This window comes from Lacinutrix undariae (genome assembly GCF_052934785.1).
Genome location: NZ_CM128809.1, coordinates 2,067,811 through 2,081,510, shown reverse-complemented (window position 1 = coordinate 2,081,510; position 13,700 = coordinate 2,067,811). Strand labels below are relative to the sequence as shown.

Annotated in this window: 14 protein-coding genes; 7 read left to right on the top strand and 7 right to left on the bottom strand. The window is 30.7% G+C overall.

Features of this window, described 5'->3' with window-relative positions:
- Positions 1-26: 26 nt before the first annotated feature.
- Positions 27-428, bottom strand: coding sequence for a TerB family tellurite resistance protein (locus ACU4C5_RS09295; RefSeq protein ID WP_446843932.1), 402 nt, complete (start codon positions 426-428; stop codon positions 27-29).
- A gap of 271 nt (positions 429-699) precedes the next feature.
- Between ACU4C5_RS09295 and ACU4C5_RS09290 the strand changes: the two genes are divergently transcribed.
- Positions 700-1,503 (top strand): alpha/beta hydrolase, encoded by an 804-nt coding sequence (locus tag ACU4C5_RS09290; RefSeq protein WP_446843931.1) that lies wholly within the window; start codon positions 700-702, stop codon positions 1,501-1,503.
- Positions 1,504-1,506: 3 nt separating this feature from the next.
- Positions 1,507-1,764 carry a DUF1456 family protein gene (locus ACU4C5_RS09285; RefSeq protein WP_446846445.1) on the top strand — a complete coding sequence of 86 codons (258 nt, stop codon included), beginning with the start codon at positions 1,507-1,509 and terminating at the stop codon, positions 1,762-1,764.
- Between the two features lie 79 nt (positions 1,765-1,843).
- Here the strand turns inward: ACU4C5_RS09285 and sucC are convergent, their stop codons facing one another.
- A complete protein-coding gene (sucC, locus tag ACU4C5_RS09280; protein ID WP_446843930.1) occupies positions 1,844-3,034 on the bottom strand; it encodes an ADP-forming succinate--CoA ligase subunit beta in 1,191 nt (396 codons plus the stop codon).
- A gap of 187 nt (positions 3,035-3,221) precedes the next feature.
- Between sucC and lysA the strand changes: the two genes are divergently transcribed.
- From lysA to ACU4C5_RS09255, 5 genes are all read left to right on the top strand, one after another.
- A complete protein-coding gene (gene lysA / locus ACU4C5_RS09275) occupies positions 3,222-4,427 on the top strand; it encodes a diaminopimelate decarboxylase (RefSeq protein WP_446843929.1) in 1,206 nt (401 codons plus the stop codon).
- Positions 4,428-4,629: 202 nt separating this feature from the next.
- Positions 4,630-6,126, top strand: a complete 1,497-nt coding sequence (locus ACU4C5_RS09270) for a sensor histidine kinase (protein WP_446843928.1) — start codon at positions 4,630-4,632, stop codon at positions 6,124-6,126.
- Positions 6,113-6,529 carry a response regulator gene (locus ACU4C5_RS09265; protein ID WP_446843927.1) on the top strand — a complete coding sequence of 139 codons (417 nt, stop codon included), beginning with the start codon at positions 6,113-6,115 and terminating at the stop codon, positions 6,527-6,529. Before ACU4C5_RS09270 ends, ACU4C5_RS09265 begins: the two co-directional genes overlap by 14 nt.
- A gap of 259 nt (positions 6,530-6,788) precedes the next feature.
- Positions 6,789-8,309, top strand: a complete 1,521-nt coding sequence (locus tag ACU4C5_RS09260; protein WP_446843926.1) for a sensor histidine kinase — start codon at positions 6,789-6,791, stop codon at positions 8,307-8,309.
- The gene (locus ACU4C5_RS09255) at positions 8,296-8,709 is read left to right on the top strand and encodes a response regulator (protein WP_446843925.1); all 414 of its coding nucleotides are present in this window, start codon (positions 8,296-8,298) and stop codon (positions 8,707-8,709) included. The genes ACU4C5_RS09260 and ACU4C5_RS09255 overlap by 14 nt, the downstream gene beginning before the upstream one ends.
- Before the next feature lie 18 nt (positions 8,710-8,727).
- Here ACU4C5_RS09255 and ACU4C5_RS09250 read toward each other — a convergent pair whose 3' ends face one another.
- Genes ACU4C5_RS09250 through ACU4C5_RS09230 form a run of 5 tightly spaced genes read right to left on the bottom strand, consistent with a single transcriptional unit; the run spans position 8,728 to position 13,698 of the window.
- A complete protein-coding gene (locus tag ACU4C5_RS09250; RefSeq protein ID WP_446843924.1) occupies positions 8,728-9,303 on the bottom strand; it encodes a DinB family protein in 576 nt (191 codons plus the stop codon).
- A gap of 4 nt (positions 9,304-9,307) precedes the next feature.
- Positions 9,308-10,711 (bottom strand): M20/M25/M40 family metallo-hydrolase, encoded by a 1,404-nt coding sequence (locus ACU4C5_RS09245; RefSeq protein ID WP_446843923.1) that lies wholly within the window; start codon positions 10,709-10,711, stop codon positions 9,308-9,310.
- Positions 10,712-10,769: 58 nt separating this feature from the next.
- Positions 10,770-11,648, bottom strand: coding sequence for a PPK2 family polyphosphate kinase (locus ACU4C5_RS09240; RefSeq protein ID WP_446843922.1), 879 nt, complete (start codon positions 11,646-11,648; stop codon positions 10,770-10,772).
- 6 nt (positions 11,649-11,654) lie between these two features.
- A complete protein-coding gene (locus ACU4C5_RS09235; protein ID WP_446843921.1) occupies positions 11,655-12,818 on the bottom strand; it encodes a sigma-54-dependent transcriptional regulator in 1,164 nt (387 codons plus the stop codon).
- A gap of 1 nt (position 12,819) precedes the next feature.
- Positions 12,820-13,698, bottom strand: coding sequence for a DUF6268 family outer membrane beta-barrel protein (locus ACU4C5_RS09230; protein ID WP_446843920.1), 879 nt, complete (start codon positions 13,696-13,698; stop codon positions 12,820-12,822).
- Positions 13,699-13,700 lie beyond the last annotated feature (2 nt).

Below are 13,700 nucleotides of genomic sequence, written 5' to 3'. Positions count from 1 at the left end.
CCTCTTCAATTGAAGAGGCTTTTTTATTAATTATATTGTACTTTAAAAATATCTATTAAAAAATCTGCGGGCACCATTTTATTAGGAAAGCTTTCCATTAAATCTAAAACTCTATTTATAGACTCTTGTCCTAAACCCATTCGTAATCCAAAATTATGAACTACAGTTAATTCTTTATGGCTAATTTGAGCATCATAATCCATTAACATCACAAAGCGATGAAACTGAACAATACGCTCACTATGCGATTGTAAATTGGTATAATTAACTGGGGTCTTAATTAAATAATCAAAATCTTCTCGAGTTATTTCTAATTGTTTTGCAACACTTAAAAGAAACTTATACTCAATTGGCTTTAATGTTTTACCTGCTCGCGAAAGTGCTATCATTTCGGAGAGTAAACATAATTTTTCAACTCTATTTGTCATAACTTAGGGATTCATTATTGTACTTTACAAAGTTAAATAGATAACTTTTTATCTAATCGGTGAATAATAGTCACTTATCGAAAAAAAAGATGTAATTCATCGTATTTTTCCTACGTTAAGAAAAAAATAACAAATAAAATACTAACTACCAGTACTTTAAAAACAATTTACTGTTCATCGATAAATGCGTATTTCAACAAAAACCAAAAATTACAGAGACATATGGCTAATAATTAAATTTTATGTAATTTGTATCTATAATTTTATATATGTGAAATCTTTAAAATTCTTATTCCTTTTATTTATTATACCGATTTTGGTACAGTCTCAAAGTACGGCATCGCATAATGTGTCTACATTTACTATTGAAGCACCTCAACTTAATACGTATAAAAATATATGGGTATACTTACCAAAAGATTACAAAAACTCAAATACAAACTATCCCGTAATTTATATGCACGATGCTCAAAATATATTTGATATTGAAACTGCTTATGCAGGAGAATGGAATGTAGACGAATATTTAGACACATTAACGTCTAAACAAGTGATTATTGTTGCTATAGAACACGGAAATGATAAACGTATTGATGAACTTACGCCTTACCCTAATAAAACTTATGGAGGAGGTAATGGAGCCGCTTATATTGATTTTATCACTAAAACTTTAAAGGCGCATATAGATATTACCTATCCAACACGGTCTGATGCTAAAAATACAACTATCTTTGGGGCGTCTTTAGGAGGATTAATTTCATTTTATGCTATTATTAAATATCCTGAAATTTTTGGAAATGCAGGTGTTTTTTCACCTTCATTGTGGTTTAGTGATGCTATTTACGAGTTAGTAAATACGACAGAGTTAAATAAAAATTCTCGTTTTTACTTTGTAATGGGTACAAAAGAGAGTGAAACGGCTGTGCCTAATTTAAAAAAAATGGTACAACTTTTAAAAGACAACGGCATAAAAGAACAACAAATAATGAATAAAATTGTTGCTAATGGTACGCACTCCGAGAGTTTTTGGAGTACTCAATTTCCTGAAGCATATAACTGGTTAATACAAGAATAGATGATGACTAACAATGATATCTTAAAAAAACTACGTGTTGCGCATAAGTTTCGTGATGACGATATAGTAAAAATTCTAGCTTTAGTAGATTTTAGAATTACAAAAAGTGAATTGAATGCTTTATTCAGAAAAGATGACCACCCAAAATATATGGAGTGTGGTGATCAAATATTACGTAATTTCTTAAATGGTTTGGTAATTCACTTGCGTGGACCAATGCCTAAAAAAGGTGAAAAACCTGCTGCTCAAAAAAAGCAATAGCTATTATATTTAAAATAAAGCACAAAAAAAAAGAGCCACTTAACAAGTGGCTCTTTTTATATTATAAAGGCTTAAAAAATTAAGCTAATACTTGTTGTACTTTATCCGCAGCTTCTTGAAACTGTGTAGCACTCATTACATCTAATCCAGAATTATCAATTAATTCTTTAGCGATGTCAGCATTGGTTCCTTGTAAACGTACAATAATTGGCACATTAATAGTTCCCATGTTTTTATAAGCATCAATAACACCTTGAGCAACACGATCACAACGTACAATACCACCAAAAATATTAATAAGTATTGCTTTTACAGCTGGATCTTTTAAGATAATATGAAAAGCAGCTTCAACACGTGCAGCATCTGCAGTTCCACCAACGTCTAAAAAGTTAGCAGGCTCACCACCTGCTTGTTTTATTAAATCCATTGTTGCCATTGCAAGTCCAGCACCATTAACCATACATCCAACGTTTCCGTCAAGATCAACATAGTTAAGACCTAAAGCTCCTGCTTCAACTTCAATTGGGTTTTCCTCACGTAAATCACGTAATTCTTGGTAATCTTTATGTCTGTAAAGTGCATTATCGTCAATAGTAACTTTAGCATCAACAGCCATGATTAAATTATCACTTGTTTTTAAAACTGGGTTAATCTCAAAAAGAGATGCATCAGATTTTACGTAAGCAGTATATAAAGCGGTAACAAATTTTGTCATTTCTTTAAATGCCAATCCAGACAACCCTAAGTTAAAGGCAACGCGTCTAGCTTGGAAAGGCATGATTCCTACAGTAGGGTCAATTTCTTCTGTAAAAATTAAGTGTGGTGTTTCTTCAGCAACAGTTTCAATATCCATTCCACCTTCAGTAGAATACATGATCATGTTACGTCCTGTAGCACGGTTTAATAAAACAGATACATAAAACTCACTTGTTTCAGTTTCTCCAGGATAGTAAACATCTTCTGCAACCAATACTTGGTGTACATGCTTCCCTTCTGCTGAAGTTTGCGGTGTTACTAGATCCATTCCAATAATTTCACCAGCAATTGTTTCTACCTCTTGAAGGTTTTTTGCAAGTTTAACACCTCCACCTTTACCACGTCCACCGGCATGAACCTGAGCTTTAATTACGTGCCAACCTGTTCCAGTGTCTTCTGTTAATTTTTTAGCTGCAGCTACTGCTTCTTCAGCATTTTGGGCAACTATACCACGTTGGATACGTACTCCAAAACTGCTTAATATTTCTTTTCCTTGATATTCGTGTAAATTCATCTTGTTTAGAATAAAATTATAGAAATACAAAAGTAAATAATCACAATTACTTACCCTAATATTTTAATTATTAAAAATTGATTCAATATTTGTTATATAATTAACAAATTGTTTTAAATGTGTAATATTTTATATATAATATTTAAATATACGGCTAAAAAAATATCTTTGAAAAAAAATTACCTCTATGGAATATTCTCAACTACTTGATATAGCTAAAAATTTTGGAAGTCCGCTTTATGTTTATGATTCTGAAAGAATTACAGCACAATACAACCGTTTAACATCGGCGTTTAATAATGTAAAGCATCTTAAAATTAATTATGCAACTAAAGCATTATCTAATATTTCGGTATTAAAGCTTTTAAAAAGTTTAGGTTCTGGGTTAGACACGGTATCTATACAAGAAGTACAATTAGGTTTAGCCGCTGGGTTTGCTCCTGAAGATATTATTTTCACGCCCAATGGTGTGTCTTTAAAAGAAATTGAAACTGCAAATACATTTGGTGTTCAAATTAATATTGATAATCTTTCTGTATTAGAGCAATTTGGGACTAAACATCCAACAACTCCAGTTTGTATTCGTATAAATCCTCATGTAATGGCTGGTGGAAACACTAATATTTCGGTTGGTCATATAGATAGTAAGTTTGGAATTTCAATCCACCAGATACCACATATACTTCGTATTGTTAAAAACACAAAAATGAATATTAACGGTATTCACATGCATACTGGAAGTGATATTTTAGATATTGATGTATTTTTATATGCTAGTGAAATTCTGTTTGATACAGCAAAACATTTTAAAGATTTAGAATTCTTAGACTTTGGATCTGGATTTAAAGTTCCCTATAAGGAAGGAGATATTGAAACTAATATTGAAGAGTTTGGAGAAAGGTTAACCAAGCGTTTTAATGATTTCTGTAAAGATTATGGAAAAGAGTTAACTCTAGCTTTTGAGCCAGGAAAATTTTTAGTGAGTGAGTCTGGATATTTTTTAGCAGAAGTAAATGTGGTAAAACAAACCACCTCTACAGTGTTTGCTCAAATTGATTCTGGTTTTAATCATTTAATTCGCCCAATGCTTTACGGCTCTGAGCATGTGATTGAAAACATCTCTAATCCTAACGGGCGTGAACGTTTTTACTCGGTTGTTGGCTATATTTGTGAGACAGATACCTTTGCTAATAATCGCAGAATAAATGAAATTACAGAAGGAGATATTTTGGCGTTTAAAAATGCTGGTGCCTATTGTTATTCTATGGCTTCAAACTATAATTCTCGTTTCCGTCCTGCAGAAGTATTATGGCATAATGAAGAAGCAAAATTAATAAGACAACGTGAAACCATGGATGATATCTTAAAAAATCAAATAGAAATTGATCTCTAAACGTTAAAAAGCAAAAAACAAATAATATACTACAAAACAATTACTTAATAAATAAAACAATTTACATTTTAACATTTAAACGGTAAAAAAAGTATTTCGTCGATATTTTAAATAGGAATTAAGAGATATTATTTCTATTTTTGTGCTGTAACTTATTACCCCTCTTTAAATAAGTTGCTACCCTAAAAAAAATAGCACACAGATGGACAATACAAATAGTGATTTTGACAGATCAACACATCTATTAAATCTCATAGAAGAATCCGTACAAGTGGGTACTTGGGAAGTAGATATTAAAACCATGGATACAACATGGAGTAAAGCGACTTACGAGATTCATGAAGTAGAAGAAAACATTAAACCAAGCTTTGATGATGCCATCAATTATTATAAAGATCCTAAAAGTTTACAAATACTTACTGAAGCTTTTACAGCTTGTATAGAAGAAGGTAAAAGATTTGATCTTGAATTAGAACTCACTACAGCCAAAGGGAATAAAAAATGGGTAAGAGCTGTTGGCGTTTCTGATTTTAAATTTGGTAAATGCATTAAAGTTTCTGGTGTATTTCAAGATATTACCGAAAAAACAAGAACACTACAAACTATTGCTTTACGAGAAGAAGAGCTAAGAAAAACCTTTGAATATGCCGGTAACGGAATGGCGATTGTAGATCTAGATGGTAGTTGGGTGAAAGTAAATCAAAAATTATGTGCCATGTTTGGCTATACTGAAAAAGAGTTTTTACAAAAAACTTTTAAAGACATGACCTATCATGAAGATATAGAAAGTAGTAATATACTTGTAAACTCTTTATTAAACTTAGAGATTGAAAATAAGCAAATGGAAAAACGATATGTCCACAAAAATGGAGATATCATTTGGACATTACTAAATACTTCTGTTATAAAAAATGATGATGGAACTGTAAGACATCTTGTGTCTCAAATTAGTGACATCACATTAATGAAAAAAGCAGAAGAACGCATTAGTGCACTTCATAAAGTTACTAAAGAACAAAATGATAGATTATTAAATTTTGCTCATATCGTTTCACATAATCTAAGATCACATTCTGGTAACTTAGAAATGCTTTTAGATTTAATGAAATATGAAGTTCCTGAAGCTACAGAAAACAGCTTCTTTCCATTAATTGGAGATGCAGTAAACAGTCTTAGCGAAACCGTATCTAACCTTAATGAAGTAGCGATACTAAATACACAAATACATAAAGAACTTACTGAAGTTTCACTACATACTATTGTTGAAAAAGCCATTGGTAACGTAAAAGGAACCATTTTAGAAACTCATGCAGTAGTAAATAATGAAGTAGCAGAAAGCTTAAAATTAAAAACAGTACCCGCATACCTAGATAGTATTATTTTAAACTTCTTAACTAACGCACTTAAGTACAAAAAAGAGACAGAAGCTCCTATTATAAATTTAAGAGCAAATTTCTCTAAAGATAAAGAGTTTATTATCCTAGACATTGAAGATAATGGAATGGGGATTGATTTAGAACGTCATGGAAAAAAATTATTTGGAATGTATAAAACATTTCATAAACATAAAGACTCTAGAGGTTTAGGTTTATTTATTACAAAAAATCAAATAGAGGCCATTGGAGGTCACATAGAAGTTAAAAGTAAAATCAATGTTGGTACAACATTTTCACTATATTTAAAGCATGAAAAAAATTAACATAACATACATCATTGATGATGATCCCATTTTTGTTTTCGGATTGAAAAAAATGTTAGAACACGCCAATTTCTGTAACGAGTTTAGCGTTTTTAATAATGGAGAAGATGCTATAGAAGCCTTAAAACCAATTATTAAAACTGGTGTTGATTTCCCTGAACTAATTCTTTTGGATCTAAACATGCCAATTATGGATGGATGGCAGTTTCTAGATGAATTTATTAAAGAAAAACCTACAAAAAAAGCAATAATATACATTATTAGTTCTTCAATTGATCCTGTAGATATTGAAAAAGCTAAAGAATACGAAAACATATCTAGCTTTGTTATTAAACCTATAACTAGAGATAAAATAAAATACATAGCAGAAGAAATACATATTTTAGTAGATAAAAAATGTTAATAATAATGCTACAAAAAAGTAAAAACTTATAGTTTAAAATTATAAAAAAGCAACCTATTTAATTAAATAGGTTGCTTTTTTTGTTTACGATAATTAGTCTTTAAGAAATCTCCTACAAAACAATTCTTTTTATCATTTTTTACTCAAAATCTGTATCATTTATCATATTATCTCTAATATTTTCCTTAATATTATAAAAAAAATAACCCCTGGTCTCAGTATATATTCCTAACTACTACAACCGTCTCTCAAAACATTTATGGAGGATATTAATAAATTATTTAAATTATTAGAAAACAACACAAGTGTTAATAGCCAAGCAACGAAATTTTTAACCACAATACAAGAACATCTTAATTTTGGAACTTGGATTGTAAATTTAAAACATGGCAAAAGTATATGGTCTGATATCACTAAGAGAATTCATGAAATTGATGGAGATTTCAACCCCACTATTGAACAAGTTATAAACTTTTATTTAGAAGGTTATAATAGAGATCTTATTCGGAAATTATTTAAAGATGCTCAAACCAAAAAAGAAAAATTCGATGTAGAGCTAGAGCTAATCACACAAAAAGGAAATAAAAAATGGGTGCGAGTTATTGGTTATGGTGTATTTGAAAACAATATGTGTACACAAGTTTTAGGAATTGTACAAGATATAACCATCCATAAAAAACATCTCAAAGATCTCATTTTAAAAGAGAAACACATATCTACAACAATGGATAATGCTGCTAATGGCATGGCTTTAATTGATCTAGAAGGTAAATTTATAGCAGTTAATAAAAAAATGTGTCAATATTTCAACTACACTAAGGAAGAGCTTAAACAATTATTTTTTAAAGATATAGCACATCCAGATCATCATGAAATCACATTAATAAGTCAAGAAAAACTACTATCAGGAGAAATAGATAATATTCAATTAGAAAAAAAATACCTTTCTAAGGATAACAAAACCGTCTATTGTATTTCATCTATATCACTTTTAAGAGACGAAGATAATCTACCTATACATTTTATCATAAATGTAATAGACATTACTAAAACTAAAATTATAGAACAAAAAAGAAATATACTTTTAGAAAAAACTGAAGAACAAAATCTAAGACTACTTAACTTTACACATATTGTATCTCATAATTTAAGATCCCATACAGGAAACTTAGAAATGCTACTAGATGTTATGCAAGATGACGTTCCTGATTTTGTAACAACCGAATATTATCCGTTACTTAAACAATCTGTTAACAATTTAAGTGAGACAATAAAAAACCTTAACGAGGTTTCAACAATAAAAAGTAATATTGATAAAAACATATTACCATGTAAACTAATTGAATACACAAAAAAAGTAATCAATAATCTTAATGTAAAAATAGTTGAAACTAATACTGAAATCACTTTAGATATCCCCAAAAATATTTTTGTTTTAGCTACACCAATGTATTTAGAAAATATTTTATTAAATTTAATATCTAACGCTATAGATTTTAAAAAACCAAACACAAAACCGGTTATTAAAATATGTGCAAATAAAAATAAAAAGCATATAAAATTATCTATAGAAGATAATGGATTAGGAATTGACTTAGAATTACATAAAGACAAAATATTTGGCCTTTATAAAACATTTCATGATCATAAAGAAACTAGAGGATTAGGATTATTTATCACCAAAAGTCAAGTAGATGCTATTGATGCTAAAATAGAATTAACAAGTAAGGTTAACGGAGGAACAACATTTACACTATTTTTTAAATATGAAGAAAATTAAAAATATCTGTATTATTGATGATGATCCCATTTATATTTTTGCTGTAAAACGCATTTTAGAACTTTCTGAATTAGGAGAGAATTTTATTATATATAAAAATGGAGAAAAAGCAATTAAAGGCATAACAGAAACCATTAATAATAACGAAAAACTTCCCGATTTAATATTATTAGATATCAATATGCCTGTTATGGATGGGTGGCAATTTCTAGATCAGTTTTTATTATTAAACCCTCCAAAAAGCACCATATTATTCATTGCGAGCTCATCTATAGATTATGTAGATATTGAAAAATCAAAGACATATGATATTATCGCTAACTATTTATTAAAACCTTTTTCTAGAAAACAAATTTTAGAAATGGTAGAAAACATTCGTCAGATTCAGAAAACACTATAACAGCGCCATTAAAAGAAACTACTCTTTTACAGTTCCTGTGAAATGATTAATCCCAGAATGTATTGGATTCCCAGAAAGACGCCTAAAAGAAGCTATTTGCCCACAATGCCATATAGAATCTGCTATTGGACCATTAATAGCATTCCAAAATGGAATTTTGTTATCTCCAAAATTAAGAGTGAATTTAGAAATATCGTCACTTACTTTTAAAAGCTCTGAAGCCTGTTCTAAGTTTAAAAGTGTTTGCGCTCTTTTATCTTCAAAATTTAAAGTTGAAACATCATATTCTGGACGCACTTGTTGTAAAGTTGCATACAAAAGAATATGTGATAAATTTAAAATATGATTTACAGTTTCTTCGGTTGTACGTGTCTCACCATCTATTGTATACATTAAATCTTTTGCTGTTAAATCTTTTGTTGCCCAGTAAAATCTAAAACCTAACCCATCAACCGTACGAGCAGCAACTGTTCCTGCTGTAAATGTTTCAGAATATTCAGGTAATTCGTAATAAGGTAATTTATGCTGTGTTTCGTTTTGTGACATTAAAGCAGATATATTAAATAGGGCAAATATTACAATTACTAGTTTCATTCTTTTAGTCTTTAAATGGTGTTTTTGAAGAAATTCCTTTAGTACCATACTTATCAAATAAATACACCAAAGCTGTCATAGTTGCAGCACCAAGCTCTAACTCTCTTTTATTAACATGCTCAAAAGTATCATTTGCTGCATGATGATGATCAAAATAACGTTGCGAATCTGGACGTAAACCAGCCATCACCATACCATCATGTTTTAACGGACCAATATCTGCACCACTACCTCCTTTTTCAAAATAATGAATTAAGTAAGGTTTAAATAAACTTTTCCAACTTAAAACCTGATTAAAAACAACATCCGAACAATCAAAATTAAACCCTCTTGGTGTAAACCCACCCGAATCACTCTCTAGAGCAAACACATGGTTTTCGCCTTTAGATTTAGCAACTTCAGCATATTTTTTTCCTCCACGCAAACCGTTTTCTTCATTCATAAATAAAACGACTCTAATACTTCGTCTTGGTGTAATGCCACTTTCTTTTAATAAACGAACCACATCCATAGATTGTACAACTCCTGCGCCATCATCATGAGAACCATCACCTAAATCCCAAGAATCTAAATGACCTCCAACAACCATATATTCATTTGGAAATTCGCTTCCTGTAATTTCACCAATCACATTATAAGATTGTACGTCTTTTAATTGTTTACAATGCTGACTAAAATACAGTTTAATATCATTATCCAACTCAAGCATTCCGCTTAATAACTCAGCATCATTAGTACTTATCGCTGCAGAAGGAATACGTTGGCTATTTGGTAAATTGCCATAACTCATACTTCCCGTGTGAGGAAAATCATCTAAACGTAAATTCATTGAACGTACAATAACACCAACTGCACCATATTTACCAGCTTCCATTGCACCAGCATAACGTTGATCTACACAACCACCATAAGCTTGAAAGGTGCTAATTAAATCGGCCTGCATTGGACGGTTAAAAAAAACAATTTTACCTTTTATCTTTGCTTCTCCTAGAGTTTTTAACTCCTCTAAACTTTGCACCTCAACAATATTAGCTTTCACTCCTCCTTCTGGTGTTGCAATTGATCCTCCTAAAGCACAAATATTAACTTTAGTAGTATTTCCTGGTGTAGTTTCTATGTAAGAAAACTCTGGAGCTCCACGTACCCAACGTGGTACCATTACTGGCTGTAACCATACTTTATCTAAACCTATTTTATCTAATTCTTCCTTAGTATATTCTACCGCGCGTTCTGCATTTAAAGATCCTGAAAGTCGTCCTCCTATATTATTTGATAAATGATCTAACCATTCATAACTCATACCATCGGTTAGAGATGTAGTATAAATTGTTTTTAAAGCTTCGGCATCATCTTGTGCAGAAATTTGCACCGAAATGAATAAGGTTAAAATAAAAATAATTTGTTTCATAATAAGAGGGTATTTAGTTTTGAAGCTTTAAATATAAGTAATCTTAAATTAGATTGATTTATTCGTTTTCTAATTCTTTTTTATAGGCTTTAATGTGCTCTTTAATAGCATCATCTAATTCTGGCTCTTCAATATCAGTATACGTTTTAAGTGTATCAAGTAATATTTTAGCTACAATATAACGTGCTGCAGGTTTATTATCTGCAGGAATAGTGTACCAAGGCGCATGTGGTTTTGATGTTTTATTAATAGCCTCTTCATAACACGTTTGGTAATTATCCCAAAGTTTGCGTTCCTCCAAATCTCCTGGAGAAAATTTCCAGTTTTTTTCTTGTTTGTCTAAACGACGAATTAAGCGTTTTTTCTGTTCGCCTTTTGAAAGATGTAAAAAGAATTTAAAAATGATTGTTCCGTTTGCTGCAACATGCTTTTCAAAATTATTAATTTCTTCAAAACGTTGCTCCCAAAATTGTTCATTTACATCTTCTACCGAATTGATATGTGGTAAATTCTCACCTAAAATATATTCGGGATGCACACGTGTTACCAATACATTTTCATAATGTGTACGATTAAAAACACCAAATTTTCCACGAGCAGGAAGCGCTATATAATGACGCCATAAATAATCGTGTTTTTTCTCTAAATCAGTAGGCACTTTAAAACTATGCACTACAACACCTCTTGCGTTAAAATCTTTAAAAACCTCACGAATCAAACTATCTTTACCTGCTGTATCTGTTCCTTGAAGACAAACTAAAACCGCATATTTTCCATGCGCATAAAGTGTATCTTGAAGTTTTCCTAAATCTTCTCTTACATCTTCTAATTCGCGTTCTAACTTCTTTTTTCCAGCCTCTAAATCATAAGTTGTACTTATATTTTTTAGTTGAATACTTTCAGAAACCTTAAAGTCGTTGCTATTTATTTTTTTCATCGTTTATTATTTTGAAGCAAATAGTTTAACATCATTTTCACTCACTTCTTTTTCACCTAAAATAATAAGACGTTCTACAACATTACGAAGTTCTCTAATGTTTCCTGTCCAATCGTACTCTTGAAGTAATTTTATTGCTTTCTTTGAAAATTCTTTTTGAGCGGTTCCTTGTGCTGTTGCTATTTTCTTTGTGAAGAAATTAATTAATAACGGAATGTCTTCTCTCCTATCATTTAATGCTGGTACTTTTATTAAAATTACTGCTAAACGATGGTATAAATCTTCTCTAAAACGACCTTCGGCAATTTCTTTTTTAAGGTCTTTATTAGTTGCTGCAACAACACGCACATCAACTTTTATATCTTTATCGTTACCTACACGTTGAATTTTATTCTCTTGAAGTGCTCGTAAAACTTTGGCTTGCGCCGATAAACTCATGTCACCAATTTCATCTAGAAAAATGGTTCCTCCATTGGCCGCTTCAAATTTTCCTGCACGATCTTTTACCGCACTTGTAAAAGCGCCTTTTACGTGACCAAATAATTCACTCTCTATCAATTCAGAAGGAATAGCAGCACAATTTACTTCAATTAAGGCCCCTTTTGATCGGGCGCTTTTTTCGTGAAGCCAATGTGCTACAAGCTCTTTTCCTGTTCCATTTGGTCCTGTAATAAGTACTCTAGCATCGGTTGCAGATACTTTTTCAATCATATCTTTAATCTGACCGATAGCATCACTTTCACCAATCATCTCGTAATTTTTACTCACTTTCTTTTTGAGCATTTTATTTTCAACTACAAGTTCTTTTCTATCTAAAGCGATACGAACTGTGTTCAATAATCTATTTAAATCTGGTGGTTTTGAGATATAATCAAAAGCGCCTAAACGCATTGTATTTACTGCGGTATCTAAATCACCATGACCAGAAATCATAACAATTGTTGTTTCTGGTTTTATCTTTTTGGCAGCTTCTAATACTTCAACACCATCCATTTTTGGCATTTTTATATCACATAATACCAAATCGTAATCTGTAGCTTTTATTTTTTCAATACCCGCTAATCCATCTTCTGCTTCTTCAACTTGATAGGTCTCATTTTCTTCAGAAAGAATTTTAATTAATACGCGTCTTATTGATGCTTCGTCTTCTATTACTAATATTTTTGGCATGTTATATCTTGTATTTTATTCCTGTTCTTAAATATACGGTATTTACATCATCTAGTGTAAATACTTCTTCGCTGTCTTTATCTCTTAATATACTTTTTTGACTTAAAGTATAACCTGTATAGATATAGCCAACAAGATGTTTTGTAAAATTATGTTCGTAACCTAGTCCTCCTACAATAACGCGTAGAGAAATATGTTCTGCAGTTTGATTATTGACTGTTATTTCTTTTTGTACATGTGCATAATAACCATCTAGGGTTATAAAGGTTTGCATGATGTTTTTATCGTTGAAATAGTATTTTAAATTACTCTTTGGAATTCCTAAAGTGTAGGACCAATTTTCATTTATTTTTCTATAATAATTTACCATTGGTAATGGAAAAGGTAATCCGGTGGTACTGTTATAAACAAGTCCAAAAATAAGGCGATAAGGTCGTTTGATATCGGTTGCTTTCCGTTTATCTATAATAGCATAAACTCCACCATTTATAAAAAAGTCTGCACCTGTTATTTTTGATGTTAATGTAGAAGCTATTCGGGGTGTTATTCTTGCGGCTAGTCGCCAATTTTCACTGGTTTTAAAAGTGTAACCTAATGTGGCATCAATAACATGGATACGTTGTAAGCCATCACTTTCAAATGAATAATCATCTTCTAACTCTAAAATAATTCTATTGTATTCTGCACCAATAATAAGATATTTGTCTTCGCCTAATTTAATAGGATAATTAAGAAGACCTCTAAATCTATTGTATTTATTTTCTGATTTCCGTTTAGGAATAAAAGAATATTCTAAACGCATTAAATCTGAAAGCTGCGTATAGCCAAATTGCGTAATTAAAAAAAACATGATACATAATTGATATGTTTTATTACGCATAT

Bases quoted from the DNA above. Each gene is read 5' to 3' on its own strand.
- ACU4C5_RS09295 (WP_446843932.1), bottom strand. From the start codon at position 428: ATGACAAATAGAGTTGAAAAATTATGTTTACTCTCCGAAATGATAGCA.
- ACU4C5_RS09285 (WP_446846445.1), top strand. From the start codon at position 1,507: ATGACTAACAATGATATCTTAAAAAAACTACGTGTTGCGCATAAGTTT.
- sucC (WP_446843930.1), bottom strand. From the start codon at position 3,034: ATGAATTTACACGAATATCAAGGAAAAGAAATATTAAGCAGTTTTGGA.
- lysA (WP_446843929.1), top strand. From the start codon at position 3,222: ATGGAATATTCTCAACTACTTGATATAGCTAAAAATTTTGGAAGTCCG.
- ACU4C5_RS09270 (WP_446843928.1), top strand. From the start codon at position 4,630: ATGGACAATACAAATAGTGATTTTGACAGATCAACACATCTATTAAAT.
- ACU4C5_RS09265 (WP_446843927.1), top strand. From the start codon at position 6,113: ATGAAAAAAATTAACATAACATACATCATTGATGATGATCCCATTTTT.
- ACU4C5_RS09260 (WP_446843926.1), top strand. From the start codon at position 6,789: ATGGAGGATATTAATAAATTATTTAAATTATTAGAAAACAACACAAGT.
- ACU4C5_RS09255 (WP_446843925.1), top strand. From the start codon at position 8,296: ATGAAGAAAATTAAAAATATCTGTATTATTGATGATGATCCCATTTAT.
- ACU4C5_RS09250 (WP_446843924.1), bottom strand. From the start codon at position 9,303: ATGAAACTAGTAATTGTAATATTTGCCCTATTTAATATATCTGCTTTA.
- ACU4C5_RS09245 (WP_446843923.1), bottom strand. From the start codon at position 10,711: ATGAAACAAATTATTTTTATTTTAACCTTATTCATTTCGGTGCAAATT.
- ACU4C5_RS09240 (WP_446843922.1), bottom strand. From the start codon at position 11,648: ATGAAAAAAATAAATAGCAACGACTTTAAGGTTTCTGAAAGTATTCAA.
- ACU4C5_RS09235 (WP_446843921.1), bottom strand. From the start codon at position 12,818: ATGCCAAAAATATTAGTAATAGAAGACGAAGCATCAATAAGACGCGTA.
- ACU4C5_RS09230 (WP_446843920.1), bottom strand. From the start codon at position 13,698: ATGCGTAATAAAACATATCAATTATGTATCATGTTTTTTTTAATTACG.